This window comes from Sphingopyxis sp. (genome assembly GCF_051861155.1).
In the GTDB taxonomy this organism is placed as follows: Bacteria; Pseudomonadota; Alphaproteobacteria; order Sphingomonadales; family Sphingomonadaceae; genus Sphingopyxis.
In genome coordinates, this window is record NZ_JBHYDE010000001.1 from 106,748 (window position 1) to 121,973 (window position 15,226).

18 protein-coding genes are annotated in these 15,226 nt (G+C 66.4%); 12 read left to right on the forward strand and 6 right to left on the reverse strand.

All coding sequences use genetic code 11. The features are described 5' to 3' along the window. Positions 1–8: 8 nt before the first annotated feature. Both pspA and ACTIFP_RS00505 read right to left on the reverse strand, forming a co-directional pair. On the reverse strand, positions 9–671 hold the full coding sequence (gene pspA, locus ACTIFP_RS00500) for a phage shock protein PspA (RefSeq protein ID WP_439566766.1): 663 nt from the start codon (positions 669–671) through the stop codon (positions 9–11). Between the two features lie 115 nt (positions 672–786). Beyond that, entirely contained in the window at positions 787–957 is a 171-nt protein-coding gene (locus ACTIFP_RS00505) for a hypothetical protein (protein WP_439566767.1), read from the reverse strand. A 177-nt stretch (positions 958–1,134) separates the two neighbouring features. Between ACTIFP_RS00505 and pspF the strand changes: the two genes are divergently transcribed. Then, the gene (gene pspF / locus ACTIFP_RS00510) at positions 1,135–2,169 is read left to right on the forward strand and encodes a phage shock protein operon transcriptional activator (RefSeq protein WP_439566768.1); all 1,035 of its coding nucleotides are present in this window, start codon (positions 1,135–1,137) and stop codon (positions 2,167–2,169) included. Between the two features lie 83 nt (positions 2,170–2,252). On the opposite strand, the gene ACTIFP_RS00515 is transcribed toward pspF, so the two are convergent. Further along, a complete protein-coding gene (locus ACTIFP_RS00515; RefSeq protein ID WP_439566769.1) occupies positions 2,253–2,774 on the reverse strand; it encodes a hypothetical protein in 522 nt (173 codons plus the stop codon). 230 nt (positions 2,775–3,004) lie between these two features. Between ACTIFP_RS00515 and rplU the strand changes: the two genes are divergently transcribed. The 3 genes from rplU to ACTIFP_RS00530 all read left to right on the forward strand — a co-directional run bounded on the left by rplU (position 3,005) and on the right by ACTIFP_RS00530 (position 4,651). Beyond that, positions 3,005–3,496, forward strand: a complete 492-nt coding sequence (gene rplU, locus ACTIFP_RS00520) for a 50S ribosomal protein L21 (RefSeq protein ID WP_439566770.1) — start codon at positions 3,005–3,007, stop codon at positions 3,494–3,496. Between the two features lie 48 nt (positions 3,497–3,544). Beyond that, positions 3,545–3,814: a 50S ribosomal protein L27 gene (gene rpmA, locus ACTIFP_RS00525; protein WP_037513604.1), complete on the forward strand. Its 270-nt coding sequence runs from the start codon at positions 3,545–3,547 to the stop codon at positions 3,812–3,814. A 240-nt stretch (positions 3,815–4,054) separates the two neighbouring features. After that, complete coding sequence (locus tag ACTIFP_RS00530) at positions 4,055–4,651, forward strand: GNAT family N-acetyltransferase (RefSeq protein WP_439566771.1); 597 nt, start codon at positions 4,055–4,057, stop codon at positions 4,649–4,651. 205 nt (positions 4,652–4,856) lie between these two features. Here ACTIFP_RS00530 and ACTIFP_RS00535 read toward each other — a convergent pair whose 3' ends face one another. Then, complete coding sequence (locus tag ACTIFP_RS00535) at positions 4,857–5,492, reverse strand: DUF937 domain-containing protein (RefSeq protein ID WP_439566772.1); 636 nt, start codon at positions 5,490–5,492, stop codon at positions 4,857–4,859. 175 nt (positions 5,493–5,667) lie between these two features. Here ACTIFP_RS00535 and ACTIFP_RS00540 point away from each other — a divergent pair, with 175 nt between their 5' ends. Both ACTIFP_RS00540 and ACTIFP_RS00545 read left to right on the forward strand, forming a co-directional pair. After that, positions 5,668–6,069: a DUF3597 domain-containing protein gene (locus ACTIFP_RS00540; RefSeq protein ID WP_439566773.1), complete on the forward strand. Its 402-nt coding sequence runs from the start codon at positions 5,668–5,670 to the stop codon at positions 6,067–6,069. A 277-nt stretch (positions 6,070–6,346) separates the two neighbouring features. Further along, positions 6,347–8,215: a DUF885 domain-containing protein gene (locus ACTIFP_RS00545; protein WP_439566774.1), complete on the forward strand. Its 1,869-nt coding sequence runs from the start codon at positions 6,347–6,349 to the stop codon at positions 8,213–8,215. Positions 8,216–8,406: 191 nt separating this feature from the next. On the opposite strand, the gene ACTIFP_RS00550 is transcribed toward ACTIFP_RS00545, so the two are convergent. Together ACTIFP_RS00550 and ACTIFP_RS00555 are read right to left on the reverse strand one after the other, a co-directional pair. Continuing rightward, positions 8,407–8,856 (reverse strand): hypothetical protein, encoded by a 450-nt coding sequence (locus tag ACTIFP_RS00550; protein WP_439566775.1) that lies wholly within the window; start codon positions 8,854–8,856, stop codon positions 8,407–8,409. A gap of 49 nt (positions 8,857–8,905) precedes the next feature. Next, entirely contained in the window at positions 8,906–10,507 is a 1,602-nt protein-coding gene (locus tag ACTIFP_RS00555) for a phosphoenolpyruvate carboxykinase (protein ID WP_439566776.1), read from the reverse strand. A gap of 244 nt (positions 10,508–10,751) precedes the next feature. Between ACTIFP_RS00555 and ACTIFP_RS00560 the strand changes: the two genes are divergently transcribed. The 6 genes from ACTIFP_RS00560 (at position 10,752) to ACTIFP_RS00585 (ending at position 15,225) form a co-directional block, all read left to right on the forward strand. Further along, positions 10,752–11,462, forward strand: a complete 711-nt coding sequence (locus ACTIFP_RS00560; RefSeq protein WP_439566777.1) for a response regulator — start codon at positions 10,752–10,754, stop codon at positions 11,460–11,462. Next, a complete protein-coding gene (locus tag ACTIFP_RS00565) occupies positions 11,455–13,053 on the forward strand; it encodes an ATP-binding protein (RefSeq protein ID WP_439566778.1) in 1,599 nt (532 codons plus the stop codon). The genes ACTIFP_RS00560 and ACTIFP_RS00565 overlap by 8 nt, the downstream gene beginning before the upstream one ends. A 72-nt stretch (positions 13,054–13,125) precedes the next feature. Next, positions 13,126–13,572 (forward strand): HPr kinase/phosphorylase, encoded by a 447-nt coding sequence (locus ACTIFP_RS00570; RefSeq protein WP_439566779.1) that lies wholly within the window; start codon positions 13,126–13,128, stop codon positions 13,570–13,572. Continuing rightward, complete coding sequence (gene rapZ, locus ACTIFP_RS00575; protein WP_439566780.1) at positions 13,569–14,507, forward strand: RNase adapter RapZ; 939 nt, start codon at positions 13,569–13,571, stop codon at positions 14,505–14,507. The genes ACTIFP_RS00570 and rapZ overlap by 4 nt, the downstream gene beginning before the upstream one ends. Before the next feature lie 38 nt (positions 14,508–14,545). Further along, positions 14,546–14,950: a PTS sugar transporter subunit IIA gene (locus ACTIFP_RS00580; protein ID WP_439567279.1), complete on the forward strand. Its 405-nt coding sequence runs from the start codon at positions 14,546–14,548 to the stop codon at positions 14,948–14,950. Next, positions 14,947–15,225, forward strand: a complete 279-nt coding sequence (locus tag ACTIFP_RS00585; protein ID WP_439566781.1) for an HPr family phosphocarrier protein — start codon at positions 14,947–14,949, stop codon at positions 15,223–15,225. Before ACTIFP_RS00580 ends, ACTIFP_RS00585 begins: the two co-directional genes overlap by 4 nt. Position 15,226: the final 1 nt, after the last annotated feature.

Here is a 15,226-nt window from a genome sequence, read left to right on the forward strand (position 1 = left end):
CCGGCTCCTTATTTCTTGGCCTGGGCGGCTTTCAGCGCGGCGAGCTCGTCGGCAACCTTGTCGGCGGCCTGGAGTTCGGCGATTTCCTCGTCGAGCGACTTTTTATAGCCCAGGTTCAGCGCATCGGCGCGGCCTTCGGCCTCGTCGACGCGGCGTTCGAGGATTTCGAAGCGCGAGAAGGCATCTTCGACGCGGTCGCCATTGGTCATCTCGCGCAGCTTGTAGCGGTTCTCGGCGCTTTCGAGGCGATTGACGACGCTCGACTGGCGCGCGCGAGCTTCCGAAAGCTTTTTCTGCAGCTTGGCGATGTCGGCTTCATAACCCTTCAGCGCCTCGTCGAGCGTCGCGATTTCGGCGTTCAGCTTCTCGGCCATGTCGCCGGCCTTCTGCTTTTCGACCAGCGCCGCGGTGGCCAGGTCTTCACGGTCCTTCGACAGCGCGAGTTCGGCCTTTTCCTTCCAGCTGTCCTGCAGGCTTTCCAGCTTGGCGATGTGGCGGCGCATTTCCTTCTGGTCCGCGATCGTGCGGGCAGCGGAGGCGCGGACTTCGACGAGCGTTTCGTTCATCTCGAAGATGATCTGGCGGATCATCTTTTCGGGATCTTCGGCCCGGTCGAGCAGGTCGGTGACGTTGGCGGCGATGATGTCGCGGGTGCGTGAAAAAATACCCATTTGAAAAACTCCTGTCGAAATCTTGAGACCCAATGTCTTTTTTGGGATGTCTGTTTTTAAAAAGGCTGGTGCCGGGGCGGGGCAAGGGGGGAGAGTGCCCCGGCACCAGTGCCGGTCAGGCCAAAGCGCTGACCGCCGGGGACATGGCAGCGGCAACCAGCGGCCCGGCAAGATTGCCGGAGACGCTGGCGGCGACCTGCGGCTGGTCGATCGCACCGACGAGAATGGCCAACGCTCCGGCCGTGCTCAGCACGAAAGTGGCGGTTTGGGCAAACATCGACTTCATGGATCAACCTTCCTTGGTTTTCGCTGCACCGGCACGATGTGCGCCGGTTCGTCTCATTCAATGCAGACACCGTGCCAATTGGCGAAAGCCGCACAAAAGCGTGCAACGTCACACGGAAATCCCCTTTTGCCCCGATTTACCTTGCCAATTGGCGGGAAATTTTGCCAATGATTGGGAATGGAGCGCGAGACCCAATTCATCGGCCAGTCGGCGGCATTTCAGGACGCGGTCGAACGCGCCAGCCTGGCCGCATCGCTCGACCGCCCAGTGCTGGTGATCGGCGAGCGCGGGACGGGCAAGGAACTGATCGCCGAGCGACTGCACCGCCTGTCGACGCGCTGGGACCGCCCCTATGTCATCCTGAACTGCGCCGCGATGCCCGAGACGCTGATCGAATCCGAGCTGTTCGGGCACGAAGCCGGCGCCTTCACCGGCGCGACGCGCACCCGCGCCGGACGCTTCGAGGAGGCCGACGGCGGCACCCTGTTCCTCGACGAGCTGGCGACGATGTCGATGGGGGCGCAGGAACGGTTGCTGCGCGCGGTCGAATATGGCGAGGTCACGCGCGTCGGGTCGTCGCGCCCGATCCGCGTCGACGTGCGCATCGTCGCGGCGACCAACGAACATTTGCCAGCGCTGGTCGATGACAATCGGTTCAGGGCCGACTTGCTCGACCGGCTGTCGTTCGAGGTCATCACGCTGCCCCCGCTGCGCGCCCGCGAGGGCGACATCGAGGTACTCGCCACCTATTTCGGCCAGCGCATGGCGGCGGTGCTCGGCTGGGACGAATGGCCGGGCTTTGGCCCGCGCGCGCTGGCGGCGATGGAGGGGCACGACTGGCCGGGCAATGTCCGCGAGCTGCGCAACGTCATCGAACGCGCGATTTATCGCTGGGCCGACCCCGAAAAGCCCGTCGATGCGGTGAATTTCGATCCGTTCGCCAGCCCCTGGCAGCCGGTGGTGCGCAAGGGGGCCGCGCCCGCGGATCGCGGCAGCGCGCCCACGGCGCCCGCCGACCCCGCGCCCGCATCGACAGCGATGCCCACCGGCCCGGTCCGCGACATGCGCGCCGCGGTCGACAGCTATGAACGCCAGATCTTGGCGGACACGATGGCGCGCTGCCGTTTCAACCAGAAAGTCGCCGCCGAGGCGCTGGGGCTGAGTTATGACCAGATCCGCCACGCGTTGAAGAAGCATGGGTTGAATCAATGATCATCGCCCCCCGCGAAGGCAGGGCCGCTGGAGAGATAGCGTAAGGCGGGCTGCGACCCCCGCCTTCGCGGGGGCGACGGTTTTTACTGCCCCGGCAACTGGCTGTTCAGCGCTTCCAGCACCGCATCCTGCGTCGACACCAGATCCGCCAGCCGCTCGCGCAGCGCGTAAATGTCGGGCAGGCCGTCGATCGCTTCGTCGACGCGGCGATCGAGATAGAGCCGGTCGATGTCGGCGAGCGCTCCGGTGAGCGGCGCGCGCGCCGCGGTCAGGCGCGAGATCGCCTGCTGGGCAACCACCCAGCGTTCGCTGGCGACCGGCGCCCCGGCGGCGGCGGATACCAGCGATGCGGTCCCGGCGCGTTCGGCGGCAAAGGCTTGCTGCGCCCCGGCGGCATCGGCTTCCCAGCGCGCCAGCCTGCCGCCCAGATCGGCGGGCAGCGGCCCCGGGGGGGTGACGACGACCGCGGGCGGCGCGACGTCGAATCGCCCCTCGACCGATCGTTTGGCGAGCGAGGGCGCACCGGTGCTTTGCGCCGCAGCACAGGCCGAAAGCGACAAAGACGTGGCGACGGCCAGCGACAGGGCAAGAAGGGTGCGCTTCATCGCCGCCTCTGATATGGGGGCTGGCTCAAGGCGGCAAGCACCGAATCGGCGGCATGCCTGGTCATTCGGTAACGGGCTTGCTTTTTGCGCGAAAAGCACGGAATTTGGCGGTTGACAGCAAAGCGCTGGCTCGCTAGTGGCGCTGACTTTCCCGCTTGCCGGAAAAATCGCCTGCCTTGGTGGGTGATCGGTAGCGCGGGTGATTTAGTTTTTTGATTGGATGGAAGACCATGTTCGCAATCGTGCGCACGGGCGGCAAGCAGTATCGCGTCGCCGCCGGAGACAAGATCGCCGTTGAAAAGATCGACGGCGAAGCTGGCGACACCGTGTCGCTCGGCGACGTCCTGCTGGCCGGTGACGGCGGCGAAGTGAAGAGCGCCGATGGCCTCGTCGTTTCGGCCGAAATCATCGCCCAGACGCGCGGCGAAAAGGTCATCGTGTTCAAGAAGCGCCGTCGGCACAATTATCGCCGTCGCAACGGTCACCGCCAGTCGCTGACGCTGCTGCGCATCCTGGCCGTCGGCGAAGCCAAGAAGGCAGCGCCGAAGAAGGAAGCCGCTCCCAAGGCAGAAGCTGCTCCGGCGACCGAAGCCAAGGCTGCTGCCCCCGCCAAGGAAGCTGCACCGAAGAAGGAAGCTGCGCCCAAGGTTGAAGCTGCCGAAAAGGCTGCCCCCGCCAAGAAGCCCGCTGCCAAAAAGGCAGCCCCCAAGAAGGACGCCTGAGCGCGGTAACGCGGCTCGGCCCCTGAAACGAATTAAGGAGCATCAGTCATGGCACATAAGAAAGCAGGCGGTTCATCGCGCAACGGTCGCGACTCAGCCGGCCGCCGCCTTGGCGTGAAGAAGTTCGGCGGTCAGGAAGTGATCGGCGGCAACATTATCGTGCGTCAGCGCGGCACCAAGGTTTACCCGGGTGTCAACGTTGGCATGGGCAAGGATCACACGCTGTTCGCAACCGCCGACGGCCAGGTCCGCTTCCACGATGGCAAGCTTGGCCGCAAATATGTGTCGGTCGACGCCATGGCGGAAGCCGCCGAATAAAGGACGACTTTGTACGGGTCGTCCATCAAGGGATGACCCGGAACGGTCCTTTCCGCCAACAGCGGAAACAAAGTTCGAAAAGAGGGAGACGGGTCACCCCCGGACTCCCTTTTTTCTTGCCCATTGTCCGCGGCTTGGCGGGCAGGCGTGAAAATCGGGCCATCCATCTCCCTCCGCATCGACTGTCGTCAAAGCGTCACCATCTGGCGTCAGGGCGACGGGCAATTGGGAGTGATAAATATGTTCGCGCGTACCGAAAGACTGTTGCTGCGGCCCGGCTGGCAGGAAGACGCCCCGGCGCTGGCCCGGGCGATCGGCGAAGAGGCGGTGGTCCGCAACCTCGCGACCGCGCCCTGGCCCTATGGCGAGGCCGAGGCGCAGGCGTTTCTGGCGAAGCCGATCGACCCCGCCCAGCCGCGGTTCCTGATCTTTGCCCGCACCGGCGGCGCCCCGCGCCTCGTCGGCGGCTGCGGCATCTCGCCCGACCCCGATGGCCGCCCCGAAATGGGCTATTGGATCGCGCGTCCCTATTGGGGGTTGGGCTTTGCGACCGAGGCCGGGCGCCAGCTGATGGGCATTGCGCGTGCCATGCACCTGCCCCGGCTGACCGCGGGGCATTTCCTCGACAATCCGGCGTCGGGCGCGGTGCTGCGCAAGCTGGGCTTTCGTCCGACCGGCAAGGTCGCGCAGCGGTACAGCCTCGCGCGCGGCGGCGACGGCGCGGTTGCCCTGTTCGAAGAGGGCGAGGCCGACGCCGACACCAGCGTCACCCCGATGCGAAGCCGCATCGGGGTGGACGAGGATTTCCGCGAGGAACTGCGCCTGATGGCGGCGTGAGCAATTTACGCCCTCCCCTTCAGGGGAGGGCAGCGAGACTTGCCAGCTTGCTGGCTTAGTCGCAGCGGGTGGGGTCCATCGGCCTTGCGCTACCTCGCAAAACCCCACCCCAACCCAGTGGCAGGTCGATCATGCCCCCGGCATGATCTAAACTGTCCGGGGGACAGTTTGCCTGCCACTCCTGAAGGGGAGGGGCTTTAAGAGATTACCCCCGCAACTTCCCGGCCATGCCCAGGATGTCGTCGAGCGGATTGCCGTCGCCGTCAAGGTCGAGCATCTTGCCGAGCCCGCCCAGGCCGCCGCCACCCGCCGACGGCGCCGCGCCGCCGCCGACCGCGCCGCCCAGCACATTGCCGAGCATCCCGCCGAGGCCGCCGCTGCCGCCCGCACCGCCCAGCGCGCCGCCGATCAGGTCGCCCAAACCGCCGCCGCCCTGCGACTGGCCGCCCTGCTTGGCCATATAGCCCGCGACCATCATCGCCAGGATCGGCAGCATTTTTTTGAGCAGCCCCGCATCGAGCCCGGTCTGGCTCGCCGCCTGCCCTGCGACGGTACGGCTGACGTCCTTCGACCCGAAAATCTCGCCGAGCACATCATTGCCTTGGCTGACCGGGGTCGGCTGCGATCCGAGCACCGAATCGAGCAGGCCGCCGCCGCCCAGCTGCCCGAGCAGCCCGCCCAGCCCTTCGATCCCGCCCGATTGCGCCTGTTTCTTGAAGCCGCCAAGGATCGCCGGGAGCAGCGCGTCGGCGCCCTGCTTGGCCATCGCGGGCGGCACGCCCAGCTCTTTGGCCATCGATTCGATGCCGCCAGCTTGCGCCAAAATGTCGGTCAGGTTCATCAGTCTTGCTCCCACTCCGGCGCCGATCACACGGCGCCCGCGGCGCCGACTATAGCAGCGCGCGTGCGCGCGGCGAGCCGTTCATTTGACTGTCATTTTCAAATGCATAGTCCTAGCCTGCGGTCATCCGACTCGCCCTTTCCGGGCTGGGCCGCGCTTTAGTGGGAGTGAAATCATGGGCATTTTCAGCAGCATCAAAGACGCGATTTTCGGCAAGAAGGCCGTCGCGGCGGAGCCCGCCGCGCCGGCCGGACCGAACCCGGTCGGCAGCGCGCTCGACGCCGCGACGAGTGCCATGGCCGCGGCGGCCGCGGCGCCGCCCGCCGAGGTTGACGTCGACGCGATCCTGACCGCCGAGGCGGCGGGCAAAGACCTGAACTGGCGCACCTCGATCGTCGATCTGATGAAGCTGCTCGGCATCGATTCGAGCCTCGCCAACCGCAAGGAGCTGGCGACCGAGCTGGGCTATACCGGCGAACTCGACGGCAGCGCCGAGATGAACATCTGGCTGCACAAGGCGGTGATGCGCGAACTCGCGGCGAACGGCGGCAAGGTGCCCGCCGATTTGACCGACTGATCCTGCTTTAGCCCTCCCCTTCAGGGGAGGGCAGCGAGACTTGCCAGCTTGCTGGCTTAGTCGCAGCGGGTGGGGGCCAGAAGCCTAGCGCCAACCTGACAGCCCCCACCCCAACCCAGTGACAGGTCGATCATACCCCCGGCATGATCTAAATTGTCCGGGGGACAATTTACCTGTCACTCCTGAAGGGGAGGGGCTTTTTGTGTCGGCCATTGACCGGCCCGCCGCGCTGCCTAGACAGGTTTCAGCAGAAACAAAGTCGCAAGGGAGCCGCCGCGTGCATCATCGCCTGTCCACCCCGTTCACCCGCCGCCAGACGCTCGCCACGCTCGGCGCGGGTGCAACAACGACTCTGCTAGCAGGATGCGCCTCCAGCCGCCGCCCCTACCAAGGCATGCTTCCAGCCAATGACGCGGAAGCCGCCAATCAATTGCTCTCATCAATAGCCGACAATCTGCTCGCGCTGTCGCCCGAAGGAGCAACCTCGCTGGGCATCGACACCGGCGCGCGCGCCGCCGAACGCGGCAAGCTGTCCGACCGGTCGGCGGCGGGGCAACAGGCGGTCGCGAGCATGCTGAAGGCCGATGTCGCGCGCGTCCGCGCCTTCGACAAGACCGGCCTCGATCACAAGACGCGCACCAGCCTGGCGGTTGTGGAAAGCGCCTATGGCGTCGCGCTCGACGGCCTCGCCCTGCCCTATGGCGATGTCGCGGTCGGCGGCTGGCGCAACACGCCCTATGTCGTGATCCAGAATGTCGGCGCCTATCTCGACGTCCCCAAATTCCTCGACAGCGACCATCCGGTCAAGACCGCCGCCGATGCCGAAGCCTATCTGTCGCGCCTGAACGCCTTTCCCGGCGTCCTCGACGGCGAGACCGGGCGGCTGAAGGCAGCGGGCGGTCAGGGGATGATCGCTCCGGCGTTTCTGATCGACAAGGCGGTCAAGCAGATGGAGGCGAGCCTGGCCGACGCGCGCACCGGCGGCGGGCTGGTCGAAAGCCTCGCCAAACGCACGCGCGAGGGCAAGATCGCGGGCAATTGGGGGCCGCGCGCCGAAGCGATCACGCGCGGCGCGGTGGTCCCGGCGCTCGAACGCCAGCTCGCCGAACTGAAGGCGCAGCGGACCAAGGCGACGATGGACGCGGGGATGTGGGCGCGGCCGGGCGGCGACGAATGGTATGCCTGGGGCCTGCGCGCCAGCACCACGACGCGGATGACCCCCGACGAGGTGCATGCGATGGGCCGCGAAGAGCTCGCCGAACTCCATGGGCGGATGGGCCCGATCCTGAAAAAGCTTGGCTACACGCAGGGGTCGGTGGGCGACCGGATGAATGCGCTCGCCAAGGATCCGCGTTTCAAATTCCCCGACAACGACGCCGGACGCGCCGAAATCCACGCCTATATCCAGACCTGGCTCGGCAAGATCCGCGCCGAGCTGCCGCGCGCCTTTCGCACGTTGATGAAGGGCAATGTCGAGGTGAAGCGCCTGCCGCTGGCCGAGGAACCCGGCGCGCCCGCCGCCTATGGCGGCGCCGGGTCGATCGACGGCAGCATCCCGGGCAAATTCTGGATCAACCTGCGCACCACCGAATTGCACAGCAAATATTCGTTGCCCGACCTCACGATGCACGAGGCGATCCCGGGGCATGTGTGGCAGGGCGAATATGCCAACCAGATGCCGCTGATCCGCACGATGCTGGCGTTCAACGCCTATTCGGAGGGCTGGGCACTCTATGCCGAACAGCTCGCCGACGAGCTGGGGCTGTACGATGATTTCGAGGTCGGGCGGCTGGGTTATCTCCAGTCGCTGGCGTTCCGCGCCTGCCGCCTGGTCGTCGACACCGGGCTGCACGCCAAACGCTGGACGCGCGAGCAGGGGGTCGAGTTTTTCGTCAAGGAGAACGGCTCGAACCCGCTCGAGGTCGCGAGCGAGGTCGATCGCTATTGCAGCTGGGCCGGACAGGCGTGCGGGTACAAGGTCGGGCACAGCGAGATCGTGCGGCAACGCGGGCTGGCGCAGGCGGCGCTGGGACCGAAATACGACCTGCGCGATTTCAACAATGTGGTGGTCGAGGGCGGCAACGTCCCGCTCGACGTGCTGGCGCTGAATGTCGACGCTTATGTGGCGGGGGCGAAGTCGGCTTAGGCCGCCAGGTCGCGATTTTTTGACTCGCACAATGGCACGAAGCCACAAAGAGGGATTTCCGACCCCCGTTCGTGCTGAGCTTGTCGAGGCACCGTTCTCTTCCACGCATGCAGAAAAGAACGGCCCTTCGACAAGCTCAGGGCGAGCGGATCCAAAGCCTCTTTGTGGCTTCGTGCCTTTGTGCGAGTCTATTACTCGGGCAACGGCATCAGATCGGGCTCGACGAACCCGCGCCGTGCCGGAACCGAAAAGAGCACATCGCGGCTGTAGAAGCGCAGCGGCCAGTCGCGGCGGCCGACGTCGGACAGCAGCATCGCGTTGACGCGCGCCGCCAATTCGGTCTTGTCCGTCTCCGACAGGAACAGCCGCACCCCCGCGACATAGGCGCGGGTGATGCTGTCATGATAGCCCTGCGTGTCGTCGTTGACCCCGCCGACGCTCTCGTTGAAGCGGCGGATGATGCCCGCGATTTCGGCGTCGACATCGATGTCGGGCCGCTCGCTGAGCAGCCACAGGCACGCGCCCAGATGTGCCTCGTGCGTCCACGCCGCGCGCGGGAGGGTGCAGGCCAGCAGACCTTCGCCGAGCGCGCGGATGTCGGTGTCGCGCTCGAACAGGCGCGGCGAAAATTCGGTGGTCATTGATCCGGTCCTTCCGGGTGATGTGCCACCCGGAAGTTGTCCGGGTCAATTATGCTGCGACGGCCGCCTGCGGGGCGGCCTGGCGGACGCCTTCATCGACATGCTCCGCAAATTGCGCGAAATTGTCGATAAATTGGCCCACCAGCGTTTGCGCGGTGCGGTCGTAGGCGGCCTTGTCGGCCCACGCTTCGCGCGGATCGAGCAGCGCGCTGTCGACCCCGGGAACCGCGACCGGCACCATGAAGCCGAAGTTGGGATCCTTGCGGAATTCGGCGTCGTTCAAGCTGCCATCGAGCGCGGCGTTGAGCAGCGCGCGGGTCGCCTTGATCGGCATGCGCTTGATGCCGTCCATCGTCGCCATGCCGCCGGTCCAGCCGGTGTTGACCAGCCAGCACTGGACGCCGCCCTTGGCGATGCGCTCTTTCAGCAGATTGCCGTACACCGACGGGTGGCGCGGCATGAACGGGGCGCCGAAGCAGGTCGAGAAGGTCGCCTCGGGCTCGGTCACGCCGATCTCGGTCCCCGCGACGCGCGCGGTGTAGCCCGACAGGAAGTGATACATCGCCTGATCGGGGGTCAGTTTCGCAATCGGGGGCAGCACGCCATAGGCATCAGCGGTGAGCATGATGATGTTCTGCGGCACCGGACCCATATTCTGTTCCGACGTGTTCGGAATGAAGTCGATCGGGTACGAACCGCGGCTGTTCTCGGCAAGGCTGGCGTCGTCGAAATCGAGTTCGCGCGTCACCGGATCGATCACGACATTTTCGAGCACGGTGCCGAAACGCTTGGTCGTCGCAAAAATCTCCGGCTCGGCCTCGGGCGACAGTCGGATCATCTTGGCGTAGCAGCCGCCCTCGAAATTGAAGACCGCGGTGTCCGACCAGCCATGTTCATCGTCGCCGATCAGGGTGCGGCTGGCATCGGCCGACAGCGTCGTCTTGCCGGTGCCGCTGAGGCCAAAGAAAACCGCGGTGTCGCCGTTCGGCCCCATGTTCGCCGAACAATGCATCGGCATCACGCCATCGACCGGGAGCAGATAGTTGAGGATGCCGAACACCGACTTCTTCATCTCGCCGGCATAGGCCGTGCCGCCGATCAGCACGAGCTTCTCGGTAAAATTCACCGCAACGACGGTTTCGGTGCGCGTCCCGTGCTTCGCCGGATCGGCGCGGAAGCTGGGGAGGTCGATGATCGTATATTCGGCCGCGAACGCCGCCAGCTCGGCCGCGGTCGGGCGGACGAGCAAGGTGCGGATGAACTGGCTGTGCCAGGCGAATTCGGTGACGACCTGGACGCCGACGCGATGCTCGGGCTGCGAACCGCCGAACAGCTGCTGGCGGAACAGGCGCGGACGCGCGGCGAGATGCGCGAAGAAATCGGCCTTCAATGCCGCGAAATGATCGGGGGTCATCGGCACATTGGTCTTGCCCCACCAGATGGTGTCACGCGTCTCGGCGTCCTGGACGATGAACTTGTCCTTCGCGCTGCGCCCGGTGTGCTTGCCGGTCGCGACGACCAGCGGGCCGTCCTTGGCGAGCAGGCCTTCGCCGTGGCGGATCGCATCCTCGATCAGCGCCGAGGTGCCCCAGTTTTCCGCCACATCGGCCCCCGTTTCGACGGTGTCGCTGCCGATCACTACCTTGGTCATCTTTCTCGCCTTTCCTTCGCCCGCGGCAGCTTCGCATAGGTATGCAATACATGTCATGCGAAAGCGAATGGGCCCGCACGAACATGGGGTGCCGACAGGTCGTCGATTCCGAAATCCCGGTCGCGTTAGCGAGGATGCGCGGCGAGGTCAAAAGATTAAAGGGTGAATCGGTGGCAAGCCGTGCGCGGTTGTCGCTGGGCGACGGATCGGCTATTTGCCGACGGTGCCCGCCAACGGAAAGAGCATGACGGCAACCATCGCGCTGGTCGACGACGACCGCAACATCCTGCAATCCCTGTCGATCGCGCTGCAAGCCGAGGGGTTCGTCACGCGCGTCTATTCGGACGGCGAGGCGGCGCTGAAGCCGTTGATCGACAATCCGCCCGACCTGGCCGTGTTCGACATCAAGATGCCGCGCATGGACGGGCTCGAACTGCTGCGGCGGCTGCGCGAGAAAAGCCAGCTGCCCGTCATCTTCCTGACCAGCAAGGATGACGAGATCGACGAGGCGCTGGGGCTCGCGATGGGCGCCGACGATTATATCGCCAAGCCATTCTCGCAGCGGCTGGTGATCGCGCGCATCCGCGCCATCCTGCGCCGCGTCGAGCTGAACCAGAATGCGCCCGCGGACGACGATGAACCGGTCGCCGAACCGATCACCCGCGGGCGGCTGAGCATGGATCCGGCACGCCACAAGGTCGCGTGGGACGGCAAGGATGTGACGCTGACCGTCACCGAATTCCTGATCCTCGAAACGCTCGCCGCGCGCCCCGGCATCGTGCGCAGCCGCAACCAGTTGATGGACGCCGCCTATCAGGACGATGTCTATATCGACGACCGCACGATCGACAGCCACATCAAGCGCCTGCGCCGCAAGTTCCGCGAGGTCGATCCCGAATTCGACGGCATCGCGACGCTGTACGGCGCGGGTTACCGCTTTGCCGACGATGCCTGAGCCGCTGAAACCCGACGCGAGCATCGCCGAACAGGAAGAATCGCCGCTCGTCTGGTCGGCGCGCTGGTCGCTGACGACGCGCATCCTGGCGGTCAACATCCTGGCGGTCGCGCTGCTCGCGGGCGGTTTCTATTATCTCGACACCTATCGCAGCCGGCTGGTCGACACGCGGATCGAGGTGATGAAGGATCAGCTCGCGATGCTCGACCGCGCGCTCGAGGCGGCGCGGCCCGACCAGCGCGCGACCCTGATCGGCGAATTTGCCGCGGCGACCGAATCGCGGCTGCGCTTTTACGCCGCCGACGGACGGCGGATTTCGGACAGTTTCGCCACCGGCCCCGCGACCTATACGCTGCGCGACCCGAATTTGCAGGCGTGGCAGCGCGATGCGGCGCGCGCGATGGACCGCGGCATCGACTGGATCGTCGGCGCGCCTTCCTATCCCGATTTCCACGAACCCGCGGTCGATCGCGCCGCGGCCTGGCCCGAAGTCGTCGAGGCGCAGCGCAGCGGCCGGGCCGCCAGCCGCTTCCGCTACGCCCCCGAACGCACCCCATTGCTGAGCGCGGCACGCATCGTCGAGCTGGAAGCGCCGCAGACCGTGCTGATGACGCTGAACGCGCGCGACATCACCCGCACCGTGCGCGCCGAGCGTTTCCGCCTCGCCATCGTCGTCGCGATGGTGCTGATCACCTCGATCCTGCTGTCGCTGTTCCTCGCGCGCACCATCGTCCGCCCGCTGCGCCGCCTCGCGCGCGCCGCGGTGCGCGTCCGGCTGGGCCGCGCGCGCGAGGTCGTCGTCCCCCGCCTGCCGAGCCGCCGCGACGAGATCGGGACGCTGGCAAGGGCGCTCAGCGACATGACGCAGGCGCTGCGCGAACGCATCGACGCCGGCGAACATTTTGCCGCCGACGTGACCCACGAACTGAAAAACCCGATCGCATCGGTACGCTCGGCGATCGAGGGGCTAGGACGGGTCAAGGACGATGCGCAGCGCACGCAGCTGCTCAGCATCGCCGACGAGGATGTCCGGCGGCTCGACCGGCTGGTCAACGACATCAGCGAAGCGAGCCGCGTCGATGCGCAATTGTCGCGTACCCTGTTCGAGGCGATCGACGTCGGGATGATGATCGAATCGATGCTGGCGGCGCGCGCGGCGCGCATCGATGCCGATGCGCCGCACCCGCGCATCGCCTTTGCCCGCCCGCGCAAAGGCACGACATTGGTCATGGGCGACGGCCATCGGCTGGAACGCGCGATCGACAATGTCATCGACAATGCGATCAGCTTTTCGCCGCCCACGGGTCTCGTCTGCATCGCCGCGACGCGGCTGGGCGACGAGGTGCATGTGCGCGTCGACGACGACGGCCCCGGCATCGAACCGGCGCAGCGCGAGGCGATTTTCCGCCGTTTCCACAGCGAACGCCCCGCCGGCGAGGCGTTCGGTCGCCACAGCGGGCTGGGCCTCGCGATCGCGCGGACGATCGTCGAGGGGCATAGCGGGACGATCAACGCCAAGGACCGCGACGATGGCAAGCCCGGCGGCAGCCTGCTGATTACCCTGCCCGCGCGCGACGGCGGCGGCGAATAAGCACCGCTGTGGCACCGCGAGGATCGGTTTGCCGCCTTGCAGCCCCGCTTGGTCGCCGGTAAGCCTTGGCCGATGCTGCCCAGCCGGACCAGACCCGAGATCGTCAACATCCATGCGAGTTGCGTCGCAGCGGGCAGCCGCGGCGTCCTGCTGCTCGGCCTGTCGGGACAGGGCAAGTCCGACCTGGCGCTGCGGCTGATCGATCGCGGCGCGCGACTGGTTGCCGACGACCGCTGCGACATCTGGTTCGAGCGGGGCCGCCTGTGGTGCCGCCCGCCCGCCGAACTGGCCGGCAAGTTGGAAGTGCGCGGGTTGGGCATCGTCGAACAGCCGTGGACCGCGCCGGTGCCGCTCGCGATCGCGGTGCGGCTGGCCGAGCGCTACGAACGCATGCCGCCCGAACGCGCGGTCGAAACCGTCGCCGGGCACGAACTGCCGTCGCTGACGCTGTCGGCGTTCGAGGCGTCGGCGCCGATCAAGATCCTGCTCGCGCTCGACCGGCAAGCGAACGGCGCATGAAGGACGCTGCCGAACCGCGGCTGTTGCTGGTGACGGGCTTGTCGGGAGCCGGCAAATCGACCGTGCTCAAGGTGCTCGAGGATCTGGGCTGGGAGGTTGTCGACAATCTGCCGCTCGCGCTGCTCGAAACGCTGATCGACGCGCCGGTAAAGCGCGGCGAGGCGGGGCGACCGCTGGCGGTCGGGATCGACAGTCGTAGCCGCGGCTTTCGCCCCGCGCTGCTGGTGCAGCGGATCAAGGCGCTGCGCGAGGGCGGCGGGCGCGACATCCAGACCTTGTTTCTCGACTGCGCCGGCGCCGAACTCGAGCGCCGCTTTTCCGAGACGCGGCGGCGTCACCCGATGGCCGAGGATCGCCCCGCAGCCGACGGCATCGCGCGTGAACGCGAGATGATGGAGCCGCTGCGCCGCTGGGCCGAGCATGTCATCGACACCACCAATTACAACAGCAACGACCTGCAACAGGAGGTGCGCCAGCGGTTCGGTGATACCGGTCACGACGAGCCGGTGCTCAATATCCTGAGCTTTGGTTTCGCGCGCGGCCTGCCGCGCAACGCCGACCTGGTGTTCGACATGCGCTACCTCAAGAACCCGCACTGGGACGCAAAGCTGCGCCCCGGCACCGGGCTCGACGCCGATGTCGCCGCCTATGTCATCGCCGACCCCGCCTATGAAAGCACGGTGGCGCAGATCGAGGCGCTGCTGCTCGCGCTGCTGCCGCGCTACCGGGCGGAGGGCAAAAGCTATGTCACCATCGCGTTCGGCTGCACCGGCGGCCGCCACCGGTCGGTCCATGTCGCGACGCGTGTTGCCCAAACGCTACGCGCCGCGGGCCATGAACCGACGGTCACCCACCGCAACCTTGACTCTGCCCCGCAAGATGGGCTTGAGGGCAGGCCCCCGCCCGCATCTCCTGCGGCTGGCGGCAACACATAAGGGTCTCGCAGTTCATGCCCACCGATAAAGCATTGCCGTTGCTGGGAATGGTCCTTGTCACCCACGGTCGTCTGGCCGAGGAAATGGTGCGCGCGATGGAGCATGTCGTCGGCCCGCAGCGCGCGATCGCGACGGTGTGCATCGGCCCCAACGACAATATGGAAATGCGTCGCCGCGAAATCGCCGACGCGATTCGCAATGTCGACGAAGGCCGCGGCGTCGTGATGCTGACCGACCTGTTCGGCGGCACCCCGTCGAACCTGGCGATCAGCCTGCTCGAATCGGGACAGACCGAAGTGATCGCCGGGGTCAATCTGCCGATGCTGATCCGTCTGGAAAGCGCGCGCAAGACGATGGAGCTGCGCGCCGCAGTGATCGCCGCGAAGGAAGCCGGGCAGAAATATATTTCGGTCGCGTCCGAAATGCTGGGGGTGGGTCCGTGAACCAGGTCTCCGAAACCGTCGAGATCACCAACCAGCGCGGACTGCACGCGCGCGCCAGCGCCAAATTCGTCACCTTCGTCAGCCGCCTGCCCGAATCGGTTTCGGTCGAGGTCGAAAAAAACGGGTCGCGCGTCAACGGCACGTCGATCATGGGATTGATGATGCTGGGCGCCGCCAAGGGCGACACGATCACCATCCACACCAGCGGCGACGGCGCCGACGCCGCGCTGCTGAAACTGGTCGGGCTGGTCAAGGACAGCTTCGGCGAGGATTGAC